The organism is Ornithinimicrobium avium (assembly GCF_003351765.1).
Taxonomy (GTDB): Bacteria; Actinomycetota; Actinomycetes; order Actinomycetales; family Dermatophilaceae; genus Ornithinicoccus; species Ornithinicoccus avius.
This window is the reverse complement of sequence record NZ_CP031229.1, coordinates 2,860,308-2,874,610: the sequence shown is the minus strand read 5'-3', so window position 1 is coordinate 2,874,610 and position 14,303 is coordinate 2,860,308. Positions and strand designations below refer to the sequence as shown.

Annotated in this window: 15 protein-coding genes; 6 read left to right on the top strand and 9 right to left on the bottom strand. The window is 75.8% G+C overall.

All coding sequences use genetic code 11. From position 1 onward, the window contains the following. Window positions 1-11 precede the first annotated feature (11 nt). From DV701_RS13050 to DV701_RS13040, 3 genes are read right to left on the bottom strand one after another with little or no spacing between them, the layout of a single operon-like run. Window positions 12-710 (bottom strand): ABC transporter permease, encoded by a 699-nt coding sequence (locus DV701_RS13050; RefSeq protein ID WP_114928845.1) that lies wholly within the window; start codon window positions 708-710, stop codon window positions 12-14. Further along, complete coding sequence (locus tag DV701_RS13045; protein WP_114928843.1) at window positions 707-1,345, bottom strand: ABC transporter permease; 639 nt, start codon at window positions 1,343-1,345, stop codon at window positions 707-709. The genes DV701_RS13050 and DV701_RS13045 overlap by 4 nt, the downstream gene beginning before the upstream one ends. After that, on the bottom strand, window positions 1,345-2,487 hold the full coding sequence (locus DV701_RS13040) for an ABC transporter ATP-binding protein (protein ID WP_114928841.1): 1,143 nt from the start codon (window positions 2,485-2,487) through the stop codon (window positions 1,345-1,347). Before DV701_RS13040 ends, DV701_RS13045 begins: the two co-directional genes overlap by 1 nt. Before the next feature lie 213 nt (window positions 2,488-2,700). Here DV701_RS13040 and DV701_RS13035 point away from each other — a divergent pair, with 213 nt between their 5' ends. The 3 genes from DV701_RS13035 to DV701_RS13025 all read left to right on the top strand — a co-directional run bounded on the left by DV701_RS13035 (window position 2,701) and on the right by DV701_RS13025 (window position 6,553). Then, entirely contained in the window at window positions 2,701-3,603 is a 903-nt protein-coding gene (locus tag DV701_RS13035) for a DUF559 domain-containing protein (protein ID WP_162803024.1), read from the top strand. A 226-nt stretch (window positions 3,604-3,829) separates the two neighbouring features. Continuing rightward, complete coding sequence (gene ribA / locus DV701_RS13030; protein WP_114928837.1) at window positions 3,830-5,257, top strand: GTP cyclohydrolase II; 1,428 nt, start codon at window positions 3,830-3,832, stop codon at window positions 5,255-5,257. 93 nt (window positions 5,258-5,350) lie between these two features. Then, on the top strand, window positions 5,351-6,553 hold the full coding sequence (locus DV701_RS13025) for an MFS transporter (RefSeq protein ID WP_114928835.1): 1,203 nt from the start codon (window positions 5,351-5,353) through the stop codon (window positions 6,551-6,553). A 39-nt stretch (window positions 6,554-6,592) separates the two neighbouring features. Here DV701_RS13025 and DV701_RS13020 read toward each other — a convergent pair whose 3' ends face one another. The 4 genes from DV701_RS13020 to DV701_RS13005 are packed head-to-tail and all read right to left on the bottom strand — an operon-like array spanning window position 6,593 to window position 9,963. Then, window positions 6,593-7,498, bottom strand: coding sequence for a class I SAM-dependent methyltransferase (locus tag DV701_RS13020; protein WP_114928832.1), 906 nt, complete (start codon window positions 7,496-7,498; stop codon window positions 6,593-6,595). Next, the gene (locus DV701_RS13015; protein ID WP_114928830.1) at window positions 7,495-8,577 is read right to left on the bottom strand and encodes a glycosyltransferase family 4 protein; all 1,083 of its coding nucleotides are present in this window, start codon (window positions 8,575-8,577) and stop codon (window positions 7,495-7,497) included. Before DV701_RS13015 ends, DV701_RS13020 begins: the two co-directional genes overlap by 4 nt. After that, the gene (locus tag DV701_RS13010) at window positions 8,574-8,960 is read right to left on the bottom strand and encodes a 6-pyruvoyl trahydropterin synthase family protein (protein ID WP_114931132.1); all 387 of its coding nucleotides are present in this window, start codon (window positions 8,958-8,960) and stop codon (window positions 8,574-8,576) included. The genes DV701_RS13015 and DV701_RS13010 overlap by 4 nt, the downstream gene beginning before the upstream one ends. After that, window positions 8,938-9,963: a zinc-dependent alcohol dehydrogenase gene (locus DV701_RS13005; protein ID WP_114928829.1), complete on the bottom strand. Its 1,026-nt coding sequence runs from the start codon at window positions 9,961-9,963 to the stop codon at window positions 8,938-8,940. The genes DV701_RS13010 and DV701_RS13005 overlap by 23 nt, the downstream gene beginning before the upstream one ends. A gap of 104 nt (window positions 9,964-10,067) precedes the next feature. Here DV701_RS13005 and DV701_RS13000 point away from each other — a divergent pair, with 104 nt between their 5' ends. The 3 genes from DV701_RS13000 to DV701_RS12990 all read left to right on the top strand — a co-directional run bounded on the left by DV701_RS13000 (window position 10,068) and on the right by DV701_RS12990 (window position 12,457). Beyond that, on the top strand, window positions 10,068-10,646 hold the full coding sequence (locus tag DV701_RS13000) for a CDP-alcohol phosphatidyltransferase family protein (protein WP_162803023.1): 579 nt from the start codon (window positions 10,068-10,070) through the stop codon (window positions 10,644-10,646). Window positions 10,647-10,677: 31 nt separating this feature from the next. Further along, a complete protein-coding gene (locus tag DV701_RS12995; protein ID WP_114928827.1) occupies window positions 10,678-11,268 on the top strand; it encodes a YdcF family protein in 591 nt (196 codons plus the stop codon). A gap of 100 nt (window positions 11,269-11,368) precedes the next feature. Then, on the top strand, window positions 11,369-12,457 hold the full coding sequence (locus DV701_RS12990; protein ID WP_114928826.1) for an SDR family NAD(P)-dependent oxidoreductase: 1,089 nt from the start codon (window positions 11,369-11,371) through the stop codon (window positions 12,455-12,457). Here DV701_RS12990 and DV701_RS12985 read toward each other — a convergent pair. Both DV701_RS12985 and DV701_RS12980 read right to left on the bottom strand, forming a co-directional pair. Next, window positions 12,421-13,098 (bottom strand): phosphodiesterase, encoded by a 678-nt coding sequence (locus tag DV701_RS12985; protein WP_114928825.1) that lies wholly within the window; start codon window positions 13,096-13,098, stop codon window positions 12,421-12,423. The genes DV701_RS12990 and DV701_RS12985 overlap by 37 nt on opposite strands. Next, complete coding sequence (locus DV701_RS12980) at window positions 13,095-14,279, bottom strand: zinc-dependent alcohol dehydrogenase (protein ID WP_114928824.1); 1,185 nt, start codon at window positions 14,277-14,279, stop codon at window positions 13,095-13,097. Before DV701_RS12980 ends, DV701_RS12985 begins: the two co-directional genes overlap by 4 nt. Window positions 14,280-14,303 lie beyond the last annotated feature (24 nt).

Here is a 14,303-nt window from a genome sequence, read left to right as displayed (position 1 = left end):
GTCCGCCAGCCTCAGTGCCCGGGGCTCGCCCGCGTCAGCCCCGGGGAGACCACCAGCCGCTGCACGCCGGCGAGCACGAGGTCCACCCCGAGGGCCAGCAGCGCCACGACGATCGCCCCGCCGGCCATCTGCGCGTAGTCGCGCGACGCCTGCCCGTCGATGAGGAACCGGCCCAGGCCACCCAGACCGACGATGGCCGCGATCGTGGCTGTCCCGATGATCTGCAGCATCGCTGCCCGCAGGCCGGACATGATGAGCGGCATCGCCCCGGGCACCTCGACCTGGCGGAGCACCTGGGCGCCGGTCATCCCCATACCGCGCGCGGCGTCCCGGGCGGCGGGGTCGGTGGCCTGCACGCCCGCGTAGGTTCCCGCGAGGACCGGAGGGACCGCGAGCAGCACGAGCACGATGAGCGCGGGGATCACGAACGCGAGCTCACCGCGCAGCCGCGGCAGGAGCAGCAGGACGGCGATGAAGAGCACGCCGAGCGAGGGGATGGCCCGCACCGCGCCGGCGGCGTTGACCGCCAGCCAGCGGCCGCGGCCGGTGTGCCCCACCCACAGCCCGACGGGGACCGCGACGAGGGCCGCGACGACCAGGGCGAGGAAGGAGTAGAGCAGGTGCGCCAGCGACTGGTCCACGATCCCGCCGGTCCCGGTCCAGCTGGCAGGGTCGGTGAGCCACTGCCAGGTGAGGACGAGCGCGTTCATGCCGGTACCCCCTTCTGCAGCCACGGCGTGAGGAGGCGCGCCAGGAGCGCGATCGCGGCGTCGAGCAGGAGCGCCAGCACCACCGAGGCGAGGACGCCGACGACGATCGGCCCCATCGCGTTGCGGTTGAAGCCGTCGGTGAACAGCGACCCGAGCTGGCTCACGCCGATCAGCGCGGCGACCGAGACCATCGAGACGTTGCTCACCGCCGCCACCCGCAGGCCGGCCGCGACGACGGGCACGGCCAGCGGCAGGTCGACGGCGACCACCCGCCGCAGCTCCCCGAAGCCCATCGCGGTCGCCGCCTGCCGCACGTGCCCGGGCACCGAGGCGAGGCCGTCGGCGACCGTGCGGGTCAGCAGCGCGACGGCGTAGATCGTCATCGCGACCAGCACGTTGGCGTCGTCGAGGATCTGGGTGCCGAGCACGAGCGGCAGCAGGATGAACAGCGCCAGCGAGGGGATCGTGTACATCAGCCCGGTCCCCGCGATCAGCGGCGGCCCGAGCCACCGCACGTGCGTCGCCAGCCACCCCAGCGGCACGCTGACCGCCAGTCCGATCAGCAGCGGCACGCCGGCCAGGTAGAGGTGCCGCAGCATGAGCGCGCCGAGCTCGCCCCACTCGACCCCGCCCATCAGGGGCTCTCCACGGTCCGGTCCGCGTCGGCTCCAGACCGCTCGGGGTCGTGCGCTGCGTCCCCACCGGGCGCACCGCTTGTGGCCAGGGCGTCGAGCACGTCGTCGGCGAGGACCGTGCCGACCACCCCGCCGTCGTCCTCGTCCACGACCACGCCGCGGCCGCTGGGCGAGGACAGGGCGGCGTCGAGCAGGTTCCGCGCGCTGTCCCCGCGACGGGCCACGCTGCCGAAGCGGCGCACCCGGTCCTCGGTGAGCGGCCCGCCCCAGGAGCGAGCGTCCGCCCAGCCCAGCGGCATACCGGTGTCGTCCACGGCGAGCACCCAGCCGGAGCCGGCGGGGACCGCCTCCCCCAGGCGGACGGTGCTCTCGTGGCGGGGCGTGACCTGGACGTCGGCGAAGCCCAGCGCCCGGTAGCCTCGGTCCTTGCCGACGAAGGAGGCGACGAAGTCGTCGGCGGGCCGCGCGAGCAGGTCGGCCGGGGTGGCGAACTGGGCCAGGTGACCGCCGTAGCGCATGACCGCGACCATGTCGCCCAGGGTGAGCGCCTCGTCGATGTCGTGGGTGACCAGCACCACGGTGATCCCGAGCTCGTCCTGGAGCCGGCGCAGCTCGTCCTGGAGCTCGGCGCGCACGATCGGGTCGACCGCGCTGAACGGCTCGTCCATGAGCATCAGCTCCGGGCCGCTGGACAGGGCGCGCGCGACCCCGACGCGCTGCTGCTGCCCGCCGGAGAGCTGGGAGGGGTAGCGGCCGGCCTGCTGGGCGGTGAGGCCGACCTTCTCGATGGCCTCCATCGCGGCCGCGCGCGAGCGGGCGCGGTCCCAGCCGAGCAGCCGCGGGACCGTCATGACGTTGGCCAGCACGGTGCGGTGCGGGAACAGGCCGGCGTGCTGGATGACGTAGCCGATGCTGCGGCGCAGCTGGGCCGCCGGCCGGTCGCCGACGTCCCGGTCGTTGATGAGGATCCGCCCGGAGGTCGGCTCGACCATCCGGTTGATCATCCGCAGGCTGGTCGTCTTGCCGCACCCGGACGGTCCGACCAGCACCGTGATCTGACCGCGGGGCATCTCCAGGGAGAGGTCCTCCACGGCGGTGGTGCCGTCGGCATAGGTCTTGGTCACGCTGTCGAAGCGGATCACCCGGACAGCCTAGGGGGACGGGCGCCGCCGGACCCGATGGGCCGCCGTCCGGCACCTGTGGGCCCCGCCGCCGTCAGGTGCGCGGTCACCCGCCGGGCAGTTGTTTCGCCCGGCGCCCTGGAACCCTTGCGGAACCCGCAGCGCGCCCCCTCCCGACGGGCACGCTGTGGACAACTTCTGCGGCTGGTCGACCGGCTGGTGCAGGCTGCGGCGGTGGATCCGGTGGAGGCGGTCCGCCGATGCGGCGGCCGGGCGAGCAGCGCGCAGCTGCGCGAGCTCTGCGTGCGGCCCCGGGACCTGTCGGCCGCGGTCCGGACGGGGCACCTGGCACGCACCCGGCCGGGGCGCTACCGGCTCGCGACCCTCGACACCCAGCTGGACGTGGCCATCGGGCTGACCGCGACTCTCTCGCACCGCAGCGCGGCGCTCCACCACGCGCTCGAGGTGGCCACCGCCCCGGAGCTCCCGGAGATCACGGTCAGACGCAACCGGCGGCTCAGTCGTGACCAGCAGCGCAGGGCCAGCACGACCTGGCGCGACCTCCCCGCGAGCGCGGTCGCGGCGTCCGTCACGCCGCCGGCGCAGACGGTCCTGGACTGCGCCCGGGACCTTCCGTTCCAGGAGTCGCTCGCCGTCGCAGACTCGGCCCTGCGCCACGGCCTCGTCGACCTCGACCAGCTCCGGGGGCGGGCTGCGCGCGTGCGGGGGCACGGTGCGGCGCGGGCGCGCCGGGTCGCGGCCGCGGCGAGTCCCCTCGCGGCCAACCCCTTCGAGTCCTCCCTGCGCGCGATCGCCCTGGACTCCGGACTGGACGTGCAGCCCCAGATCCAGGTCACCGACCACGGCCTGTTCGCCCTGGTGGACCTCGCCGACCAGGGCCGACGGCTCGTGATCGAGGCCGACAGCTACGAGCACCACGGGAACCGCAGGGGCTTTCGCAAGGACGTGCGCCGCTACACCGAGCTGGCCGTCTTCGGGTGGACCGTGCTGCGCTTCACCTGGGAAGACGTGATGCTCCAGCCGGACTACGTCCGGTGGGCCCTCACCTCCTGGCGCCTCGCCCAGGACGGGGTCCGGGTCCTCGCACCGCCGGCGCACCTGCCGCGGCTGGCCTAGACGGTGGCCGTCGTCCACGTCTCGCCGGGCGTGCACGATGAGCAAGGACCCGGGCTTCGTGGCACTTTTCCGCATCGTGCACGCCGGGCGAGACGCCCACCCGGCTTCCCCACGCGGACAGCCGGCCGCAGGACCCCTCCCCCGAGCAGATGCAGGCAGCGCCCCACCGCCCGCCCGGAGCACCGTTCGGCAGGTGGAACCGCCTCCTGCTCGTAATACTCGGAAGATGCACAGCGTCCCCCGCGACCTCGAGAGTGCCGCCACCGCGCAGCGGCTGGCCGACACCGTGCTGCCCACCCGGCACGGCCGCTTCCGGATGACCGCCTACCGGGGCGGCACCGGCACCGAGCACGTGGCGCTCAGCGTCGGCGTCCACGACGACGACCCGCCGGGCGCGCCGGCCCCGCTGGTCCGGCTGCACTCCGAGTGCCTGACGGGCGACGCGCTCGGCTCGCACCGCTGCGACTGCGGCGAGCAGCTCCAGCACGCCCTCCACCTGCTCGCCGCCTGCGGCCGCGGCGTGCTCGTCTACGTGCGCGGGCACGAGGGACGCGGCATCGGCCTGGCCGAGAAGCTGCGCGCCTACGCCCTCCAGGACGCGGGCCTGGACACCGTCGACGCCAACCTGCGGCTGGGCCACCTGCCGGACGCCCGCACCTACGACGAGGCGGCCGCGGTCCTGGCGGACCTGGGCGTGCGCCGGCTGCGTCTGCTCACCTCCAACCCCGCCAAGGAGAGCGCACTGCGGGCCCTGGGCGTGGACGTGGTCGAGCGGGTCCCGATCGTGGTGCCGCCCCGCCCCGAGAACGCCCGCTACCTGCGCACCAAGCGCGAGCGCATGGGCCACGACCCCGGCGAGGACGACTGGCAGCAGCTGCTCGAGGGGACGGTGCCCAGGAGCGGCGAGCTGGCGGAGCGCTACGGCGACCTCGTGCGCCGCGACGGCCCGCTCGTCCTGGCCCAGCTCGGGCAGAGCCTGGACGGGTTCATCGCCAGCCGGTCCGGGGACGCCCGCTCGGTGACCGGGCCCGCCGACCGCGAGCACCTGCACCGTCTGCGCGCCCTGGTCGACGCGGTCATCGTCGGCGGGCGGACCGCCGCCGTCGACGACCCGCGCCTCACCGTCCGGGACGTGGTCGGTCCCGACCCGGTCCGGGTCGTGCTCGACCCAGGGGCCACGCTGCCCCTCACCTCCCACCTGCTCTGCGACGGGGTGGCACCCACGCTGTGGCTGGTCCGTGCCTCCGCGCCGGTGCCCGCCGACCTGGCGGAGCACGTCGAGGTCGTGCGGTGGCACGCTGCGGGACCGATGGCCCCCGACCAGGTCCTGCAGGAGCTGCGGCGGCGCGGCCTGGGGCGGGTCCTCGTCGAGGGCGGCGGCCGGCTGGTGAGCGCCTTCGTCGACGCCGGCCTGGTGGACCGGCTCTACCTGACGACGGCGCCGGTGATCATCGGCGAGGGCGTGCCCGGCCTGCGGGTCGCGGCCGCCGAGACGATGGCCGGGGCGACCCGTGCGCCGGTCCGGCGCTGGGTCCTGGGCGAGGACGTGGTGGTCGAGGTCGACCTGGCCGCCGAACGGGTCGCGCGCACCGACCGCTCCCCCGAGGACCACGGCGCCGACGAGGTCGAGGAGGTGTCGAGCAGCACGGCCTGAAGGCTGCGCCCCGCAGGGTGCCTGACCCCGACCTGCGGCACGATGGGCCTCCATGGACCACCACCCCGCGAGCTGGACGGTGAGCGAGGCCTCATGACCGACCGACCGCGAGGTGGGCTGCTGGCCCTGTGCCTCGCCGAGCTGGTCAGCTGGGGCCTGCTCTACTACTCCCTGCCGGTGGCGGTCACCCCCATCGCGGCCGACACCGGGTGGAGCCAGACCACCACCATGGCGGCGCTCTCGGTCGGGCTGCTCATCTCCGCCGTCGCCGGGATCCGCGTCGGCCGGCTGCTCGACGCCGGCGGTCCGCGCACCGTCATGACGCTCGGCGCCGTCCTGGGCGTCGTGGCCCTCCTCGTGGTGGCCGCCGCGCCCACCCTCCCCGTGTTCTTCGCCGGCTGGATGCTGGCCGGGCTCGCGCAGGCCGCGACGCTCTACCCGCCCGCCTTCGCCGTCGTCACCCGCTGGTACGGCTCCGCCCGGGTGCGGCCGCTCACCCTCCTCACCCTGGTCGGCGGGCTGGCCTCGACCGTCTTCGCCCCGTTCCTCGCCCTCCTGCTCGACCAGCTCGGCTGGAGGGCCACGTATGTCGTGATGGCCGGGATCCTCGCCGTCACCGTGGTCCCGTTGCACGCGTTCTTCCTCAACCGGACGTGGACGCCGCCGCCCTCCGCCGAACCGGCCGCACCCGCGTCGCCCCCCGCCGCCTCGTCCGCGCTCCGGACCGAGACCCGCGCCCGGGTCCGTGCCGTCACCCGTTCACCACGGTTCGTCCTGCTGCAGGTGGTGGTCTCGCTGGCGACCTTCACCCTCTTCGCCGTGACCATCAACATCATCCCGCTGCTCGTCCACCGGGGGGCCTCCTTCGGCCTGGCCGCGGTCGCGCTGGGCCTGATCGGCCTGGGGCAGGTGTCCGGCCGCCTCGGCTACGTGGCCCTGGAGGCGGCGACCACGCCGCGGCTGCGCACGGTGCTCCTGCTCGGCGCGGGCGCCCTCGGGCTGTGGCTGCTCGCCTTCGTGCCCGGGCCGGTGGCCCTGCTCGTCGGCATCTCGATGCTGTGCGGCGCCGTCCGCGGCTGCCTCACCCTGCTGCAGGCCACGGCGGTCTCGGACCGGTGGGGGACGGCGGACTTCGGCGCGGTCAACGGTGTCTTCGTCGCGCCCGTCGTCGCGCTGACGGCTCTCGCCCCGGTCGCGGGCCCGGCCCTCGCGGGGCTGCTCGGCGGCTACCCCCCGATGGTCCTCCTGATGGCCGGCGTCCTCACCCTCGCCACCGCCCTCGCCGCCCGCACCTGAGGACGGGGGCGGCCGGGGGACGCCCCCGCCGGTGCCGGCTCAGCGTGGCAGGACCAGCAGGTCCTCGTGGTCCACCCGGACGTCCAGGCGCCCGCCCGCCAGCTGCTCGAGCCGGCGAGCGCGCCACGCCCGCAGCGCCGAGACCTGCTCGGGCGACTCCTCGACGGCCGCCTCGACCCGCTCCCCCAGCCACCGTCCCAGGAGCTCCGGCCGGCGTGCGTCGAGCGTCCAGGGCGTACCCGCCGCGTGCACCCTCAGCCCCCGACCGACGAGGTCGTCGCGCAGCATCCTCACCGCGTCCGGCCCCGGCCGACCGCGTCGCCGCTGGTGCGCGTCGAAGGACGCCCGGAGCCCCGCGTCGCCCGGATCCTCCGGCGACCACTCCACGCTGCCGGTGACCGAGAGCGACAGCAGCGCCGGCGCGCCCGACCGGTCGACGGCCTCGGCGAACCGGTCGACGTCCGGACGGTCGAGCACGTCCAGCAGTGCGGCGCAGGTGAGGACGGTGGGGGCACCGTCGCCCGGAGGCAGCCCGGCCAGCACCTCGTCGAGGTCCCCGGCACCGGCCTCCACCCGCAGGGCGTCACGGTGGTCGGCGTGCCCGAGCAGCTCCGCGTCGTGGTCGACCACGACCCACTCCTGGGCGAAGGGCAGCCGCGGACCAAGGTAGTCCCGGTTCGCGCCCGTCCCCGCCCCCACGTCGACGACCCTGACCACCGCGGCTCCGCACTCGTGCAGGTGCCGCACCAGCCGGTCCAGCAGACCGCCCGCGCCGTGGTCTCGCGCCTCCTCGTCCGCCTCGCGCCGCAGCGCCAGCCAGCCGGCGCTGGCCCGCACCGCCGGCGGCACGGCGCCGGCGGTGAGCCCAGGCACGACGGCAGCGGGCACCTCGCCAGCAGCCACCCGGGCCGGGTCGTCCGCCTGCTCCTCCGTCCGTGTCGTCATCGCTCGATCCTGTCCAGGGCGAGGTCGATCTGTCGGACGGTGCGGTCCCACCCGCTCAGCAGAGCACGCCGCTCCAGCGCCGCCGCCCGCCACGCCTCCCGCAGGTCCGGCTCGGTCAGCCACCTGCGCAGCGCCCCGGCCAGCTCCTCCGGGCCCTCGACCGGCACCGCCACGCCCGGCGGGTCGTCGCAGCCGGTGCCGCGCAGCGCCTCCACCGCCCCCGTCCCCTCCCCGACCACGGTGGGTATGCCGTGCGCGTGCGCCTCGGCGACCACCTGCGCCCAGGTCTCCGAGCGCGAGGGGTGGACGAGCAGGTCGGTGCGCTGCCACAGCCGCTCGAGCTCCTCGCCCTCCACCGTCCCGGGCCAGGCCACGCGGTCTGCGATCCCGCGGGCTCGGGCGTCGGCGACCAGCGTGTCGAGGTGGACAGGGTCCTGCGCCGGGCCGGCGAGCACCGCGGTCCACGGCAGGTCGGCGACCTCCTCCAGGGCGGCGAGGAGGACGGCATGGTTCTTCACCGGGGCGACGGCTCCGAGGGCCAGGAGCAGCGGGGCCGAGTGGTGCTCCGCGGAACCGCCCCGACTCCCCTCCGCGACAGGAGCGCGCTCCGTCCCCGGCCGGGCGACGACCACGTCCCCGACACCGTGCCGGGCCCGCAGCTCCTCGCGGGCCCAGTCGCTCACCGTGACCACGAGGTGCGCGGCGGCCAGCGCCCGCCGCTCCCGCCGGTCCAGCTCGGCCGCCCGCTCACCGCTCTCCCCCGCTCCGTCGGCCAGCAAGGAGTGGACCAGCAGCGCCGTGGGCCGCGCCTGCGCCGAGCGACGGACCGCGCCCGGGGCGGCGCACCCGACCAGCCCGTCGACCAGGACCGCGCCCGGACCCAGCGCGTCCAGCCGCACGTCCAGCGCGGTCCTCTGGGCCTCGCTCGGCCAGGGCCAGTCCCCCTCGGCCCGCACCTGGTTGACCTCCCGCCCGAGGTGCCGCCAGCGTCCGACGATCGCCGCGTCATACCGGTCCCCGCCGCTGGGCGCCTCGGCCGGCCGGTCGGGGACCACGACGTGCAGCGGGCCGCCGGTCACGCCCGGTCCAGGTCCAGGCGGTAGGACGCCCACGCGTCGGGGTGCTCGCGCAGCGTGACGCTGACCGAGCGGAACGGCGCCGGGTCGACCTGCTCGACGAGCCGCTCGGCGACCCAGCGGCTCAGGAACTCGGTGGTGGTGACGTGCCCGGCCAGCTCGGGCACCTCGTCGAGGTTGCGGTAGGCCAGCCGCCCCAGCACCCCGGCGAGCGCCTCGGTGGCGGCGCCGATGTCGAGCACCACCCCGTGCGCGTCCAGGCCGTCGCGCTCCCAGGTCGCCTCCACCACGTAGGTCGCGCCGTGCAGCGCCTGCGCCGGCCCGAAGAACTCGTCGGGCAGGCTGTGGGCCACCATCACGTGGTCACGGACGGTCAGCGTGTGCATGGTCCTCCTCCTTCGTCGGTATGCCGTCCGCCGCCGCGGGCGGGTAGCTCACCACGTGGCACAGCCCGGGTGCCCCGGCGGCCAGGTCCTCCATCAGGCGGGGCAGCTGCTCCAGCGGGGTGGGGCCGGCGAGCAGGTGGTCCAGGGCGGGGTCGGCGGCGGCGCGGAGGGCGACCGCCATCCGGTCGGCGTGGTCGCGGCGCGCCGCCCGGTGCGGGCTGACGCGGCTGACCTGGCTGGCGCGCACCGCGAGCCGCCGGGCGTGGAAGTCGCCGCCGAGGTCCAGGGTGACGGGGCGGTCGCCGTACCAGGACAGCTCGACGACCTCGGCCTCCTCCCCGAGCAGGGACAGCGCCAGGCGCAGGCCCTCCTCGCTGGCCGAGCAGTGGAAGACGACGTCGCAGCCCGGCGTGGCCGAGCCGGGCCGCACCCAGGTGGCACCGAGCGCCCCGGCGACCCGACCGCGCTCCTCGTCGGGCTCGACGACCTCGAGCCGCTCCAGCGGCAGCCTCGCCAGCAGCGCGGTGAGGCTGGCGCCGACCATGCCGCAGCCCACGACCGCGACCCGGTCGCCGTAGAGCGGCCGGCCGTCCCACAGCGCGTTGACCGCCGTCTCCAGGGTGCCGAGCAGCACCGCGCGCGCGTCGGGGACGTCGTCGGGCAGCGCGGTCAGGGCGGTGAGCGGCACGACATACCTGTCCTGGTGGGGGTGCAGGCAGAAGACGCGGCGGCCCACCCACCCGGGATCACCGGCCTCGACGACGCCCACGGAGAGGTAGCCGTACTTGACCGGCCCGGGCAGCCCGCCGGCTTGGAAGGGCGCCCGCATCCGCTCGGCGACGGACGCCGGGACCCCGCCGCGGTGGACGAGCAGCTCGCTGCCGCGGCTGATCCCGGACGCGGTGGCGCGCACGAGCACCTCCCCCGGGCCCGGCTCGCGCAGCTGCTCGGAGCGCACCTCGCCCCGGCCGGGGGCGAGGGTCCAGTAGGCACGGGCACGCATGGCACGATTCTGGCCCGATCGTCCCGACCGCGCCGCCCGGAACGTCAGGTCGCCGGGGAGGTCCGCGGGCGCGCCGGTCGGTGCCTACCTCTAGCGTGACGTCCGTGGACCCGACCCCGACGACCTCCGCGCGCAGCCGGCCGGCGACGCCCGGGGACGTCGTCACCCTGGCCCGCGTGGTGCCGGTGCTCGCCGCCGCCGGGCTGGTCGTGGGGGCGCTGGCGACCGGCGGGGAGCCCCGCACGTGGTGGGTCGCCGGGCTCGGCGGGCTCGCCTGGGCCGGCGACGCCCTCGACGGGTATGTCGCGCGCCGCACCTCCTCGGTCACCGACCGCGGGGCGGCGCTGGACTCCGCGGTGGACGGCGCCCTCGTGCTCGTCCTCTCGCTGGCGGTGGCGCCGGTGGCGCCGTGGGCGCTGGTCGGCGGGCTGCTCTTCCCGGCCTTCGCGCTCGTCCAGGTCCGGCGCCCGGCGTGGCGGCGGCCGCTGCCGCCCAGCCCGCGACGCCGCCTCCTCGGTGGGGTGATGGCCGGGACCCTCGTGCTCGCGTGCGCCCCGGTGTGGCCGGCCGCCGTGGTGCAGGTCGCCGTCGGGGCGGCCGTGGTCCTGGTGACGTGGTCGTTCGTGGTGGACGTGCGGTGGCTCGAGCGGGCGGCCCCTGGGAGGGTCAGGAACCTGCACTAGCCTCGTCGGAGCAGCTCGACGAGAGGGACCGATGAGACACCGGCAGCGGCACCCCGCGCACCGTCGGGGTCAGCGTCCCTGGTGGCTGGGCATGCTGGCGGGGACGCTGGTCGCCGCGGTGGTGGCCTGGCTGGCGGTCTGCGTCGACGTGCTCGTCACCCCGCAGGTCGACCCGCACGGGCGGGTGGACGCCGTCTACGTGCTGGGACCGGCGGAGACCAGGATCGGCGCGGCGCTGGACCTCATGGACCAGGGACTGGCCCCGGTGCTGCTGGCGACCACCTCGGTGCGCGAGGACGGGACGACCTACGCCACCGGTCACTGCGGCACGGCGGCGGCGACCTACCGGGTGGAGTGCGTGCTGCCCGACCCCTACAGCACGCGCGGCGAGGCGCAGGTGCTCGGCGAGCAGGTGGCCGCCCACGGGTGGACCCGGGTGGCCGTGCTCACCAGCACGGTGCACACCGCGCGGGCCCGCATGCTGATGGAGCGCTGCGTGGACGCCGAGGTGCTGATGTGGACCCTCGACGACCGTCCCGACCCCGGGGTGGTCGCCCGGCTGGAGGGGTTCGTCTACCAGTCGGCGGCCTGGGTCAAGGCCCAGCTCGAGCGGGACTGCTGACCCGGCGGGCACCTCCCGCTGCCGAGCCGACCCGGCCGTCCACCCGACCGGCGACACGTTCGGTGCGCGAGCGGCGGCGCACAGCCCTAGCGTCGGGAGCATGCAGACAGCCCAGCCGTCCCGTGCCGTCGCCCTCGTCGCCGGAGCCTCGCGCGGCCTCGGGCTGCTCGTCGCCCGCGAGCTGGTCCTGCGCGACCATGACGTCGCCGTCTGTGCGCGGACCGAGGACGACCTGGAGGTCGCCGTGCAGATGCTCCGGAAAGGCGCGGAGGCCCGGGGCGCGACCGCCGACGAGGGCGCAGGGCCGGGATCGCCGCAGGTGCGAGGCTACGTGTGCGACGTGGGCGATCAGGACGCCGTCGAGCGGCTCGTCGCCGACGTCGAGCGCGACCTCGGTCCGGTCGACGTGCTCGTCTGCGTCGCCGGCACCATCCAGGTCGGCCCGGCACGGACCATGACGCTGGAGCACTTCGAGCAGGCCGTGGCCACGATGCTGATGGGGCCGGTCCGGCTCGCCTGGGCGGTGCTGCCGGGGATGCGGGAGCGCGGGCGCGGCCGGATCGGGACGGTGACGAGCATCGGTGGCAAGGTGGCGGCACCGCACCTGCTGCCCTACGTCACGGCGAAGTTCGGTGCCGTCGGGTTCAGCGAGGGCCTCTCCGCGGAGCTGGCGGGCACCGGTGTCACCGCCACGACGATCGTGCCAGGGCTGATGCGCACCGGGTCCCACGAGCGGGCCCTGTTCACCGGCGACCAGGCGGCTGAGTTCGCCTGGTTCGGCCCCGCGGCGTCGATGCCGCTGCTGTCCGCCGACGCCGAGCGGGCCGCCCGGCGCATGGTCGACGGGGTGCTCTCCGGACGGACGACCGTGGTGATCACGCCCCTCGCCTGGGTCGGCATGCGCGTGCACGGGTTGATGCCTGCCACCACCGTCCGCGTCATGGGCCTCGTCAGCCGGATGCTGCCGGACGCTCCCGGGCTGCCGGACGACTCCGTCACGGTCGAGGGACGCCACGCCGCGCGGGTCCTCGACTCCTCGGTGGTGCGCACGCTGACGACCCTGGGCCGCAGGGCTGCGGCCCGCTTCAACGAACGCGGTCCGGGTGCGGTCCCGACCGGCCCGGGTACGGGCCCGACCGGTGCGGCGCGGCGTCAGGGCGAGGCCGCGACCTCCTCGCTGCGCACGTAGGACGGGGCGCGCAACCTGGACCACAACGGGTGCATCCAGGTGCCGGTGGGCGGGTGCCGGACCGGGTCGTGGCGACGGTGACAGTCGCCGTCCTCCCAGACCACCTCGAGCCGCCCGCGCTCGTGCCACGGCTGTCCCGGGGCCGCCACGAGGAGGCGCCAGGTGCGGGGCGGGCCGCTGACCCGCCCGGCGCCGGCCTCGGCAGGCTCGGGGTCCAGGCGCAGCAGCAGCGGGCCGCGGGCGGTGCTCATCGGCAGCAGCGTGGTCACGGTGCCGTGCGCGCCCGGACCGCGCAGGGTGAGGAGGTGGCGACCCACGACACCCGTCCCGGTCGAGGCGAGGAGCACGTCGCCGGCGCCGGGGCCCTCGACGCGCACCGCCAGACCCTCCACGTCCGGCCACCGACGCAGTCCGGTCGCCCGCGAGCTGCGCACCAGGCAGGGGTGCGGACCGGGCTCGTCGAGCAGGTGGACACCGCTGGGAGGGCCGGGCGAGACCAGGAGCCAGCCGCGTCCGCAGACCCCGACGGGGTGCAGCGCGCGCGTCCCCCGCACCCGCGCGAGCAGGCCGAACGCCCGCCCGAGCGTCGCACCCGTCGCGCCGCCGGCCGCGGCCAGCACCGGGCGCGTCGCCACGCTCACGGCCGGAGCACGACCTTGAGACAGCCGTCGGACTTGTCGTTGAAGGTCTGGTACATCTGCGCGGCCTGCTCGAGCGGGACCCGGTGGGTGGCCAGACCCTCGAGCCCGAGGACGTCCTCCTCACCGCTGACCAGGTCGTAGAGCTCCCCGGTCCACCGGGGAACGTTGCACTGCCCCATCCGCAGCTGCACCTGCTTGTCGAAGAGCTGCATCATCGGCATCGGGTCGGCCATCCCCCCGTAGACGCCGCTGAGCGAGACGGTGCCGCCCCGCCGCACCGCGTCGATCGCCGTGTGCAGGGCGGCGAGCCGGTCCACCCCCGCGGTCTCGATCGCCCTGCGCGCCAACGGCTTGGGCAGGCGCTTGGCCGCGGCCACGGCCGCGCCGAGGACCGGGCTGCCGTGCGCCTCCATGCCGACGGCGTCCAGGACCGCGTCCGGCCCGCGGCCGTCCGTCATCGAGCGCAGCACCTCGGCGACGTCGTCGACCTGCGACTGGTCGACGACCTCGAAGCCCTGCTGCCGGGCCGCCTCGAGCCGTTCCGGCACGCGCTCGACCCCGACCACCCGCTCGATGCCCAGGTGGCGGGCCACCCGCAGGGCCAGCTGCCCGACCGGGCCCAGTCCGAGGACGGCGAGGGTCCCGCCCGCCGGCACGTCGGCATACCGGACCCCCTGCCAGGCGGTGGGGAGGATGTCGGAGAGGTAGAGGAAGCGTTCGTCCGGGTGGTCGTGGGTGATCTTCACCGGACCGAAGTCGGCGTGCGGGACGCGGACCAGCTCGGCCTGCCCTCCCGGGACCGACCCGTAGAGGCTGGTGTAGCCGTAGAGGCTGGCCCCCTTGCCGTGCTCGCGGTTCTGGGTGGTCTCGCACTGGGAGTAGAGCTGACGCTCGCACATCCAGCAGCGACCGCAGCTGATCGTGAAGGGCACGACCACCCGGTCGCCGACCGCGAGCCGACCGACCGCCGGGCCGACCTCCTCGACCACGCCCATGAACTCGTGGCCGAGGACGTCGTCGGGCTGCAGGTAGGCCGCCAGGACGTTGTAGAGGTGCAGGTCGGAGCCGCAGATCGCGGTGGAGGTGACCCGCACCAGGGCGTCCGTCGGCCGCTCGATGCGCGGGTCGGGAACCTCTTTGACCTCGACGTCGCCGATGCCCTGCCAGGTGAGTGCTCGCATCGCCCCACGCTAGGTCCGCGCGGA

Excerpts from the sequence above, each read along its gene's own strand:
- DV701_RS13050 (WP_114928845.1), bottom strand. The coding sequence starts at position 710 with ATGAACGCGCTCGTCCTCACCTGGCAGTGGCTCACCGACCCTGCCAGC.
- DV701_RS13045 (WP_114928843.1), bottom strand. The coding sequence starts at position 1,345 with ATGGGCGGGGTCGAGTGGGGCGAGCTCGGCGCGCTCATGCTGCGGCAC.
- ribA (WP_114928837.1), top strand. The coding sequence starts at position 3,830 with ATGCACAGCGTCCCCCGCGACCTCGAGAGTGCCGCCACCGCGCAGCGG.
- DV701_RS13025 (WP_114928835.1), top strand. The coding sequence starts at position 5,351 with ATGACCGACCGACCGCGAGGTGGGCTGCTGGCCCTGTGCCTCGCCGAG.
- DV701_RS13020 (WP_114928832.1), bottom strand. The coding sequence starts at position 7,498 with ATGACGACACGGACGGAGGAGCAGGCGGACGACCCGGCCCGGGTGGCT.
- DV701_RS13010 (WP_114931132.1), bottom strand. The coding sequence starts at position 8,960 with ATGCACACGCTGACCGTCCGTGACCACGTGATGGTGGCCCACAGCCTG.
- DV701_RS13005 (WP_114928829.1), bottom strand. The coding sequence starts at position 9,963 with ATGCGTGCCCGTGCCTACTGGACCCTCGCCCCCGGCCGGGGCGAGGTG.
- DV701_RS12995 (WP_114928827.1), top strand. The coding sequence starts at position 10,678 with ATGAGACACCGGCAGCGGCACCCCGCGCACCGTCGGGGTCAGCGTCCC.
- DV701_RS12990 (WP_114928826.1), top strand. The coding sequence starts at position 11,369 with ATGCAGACAGCCCAGCCGTCCCGTGCCGTCGCCCTCGTCGCCGGAGCC.
- DV701_RS12980 (WP_114928824.1), bottom strand. The coding sequence starts at position 14,279 with ATGCGAGCACTCACCTGGCAGGGCATCGGCGACGTCGAGGTCAAAGAG.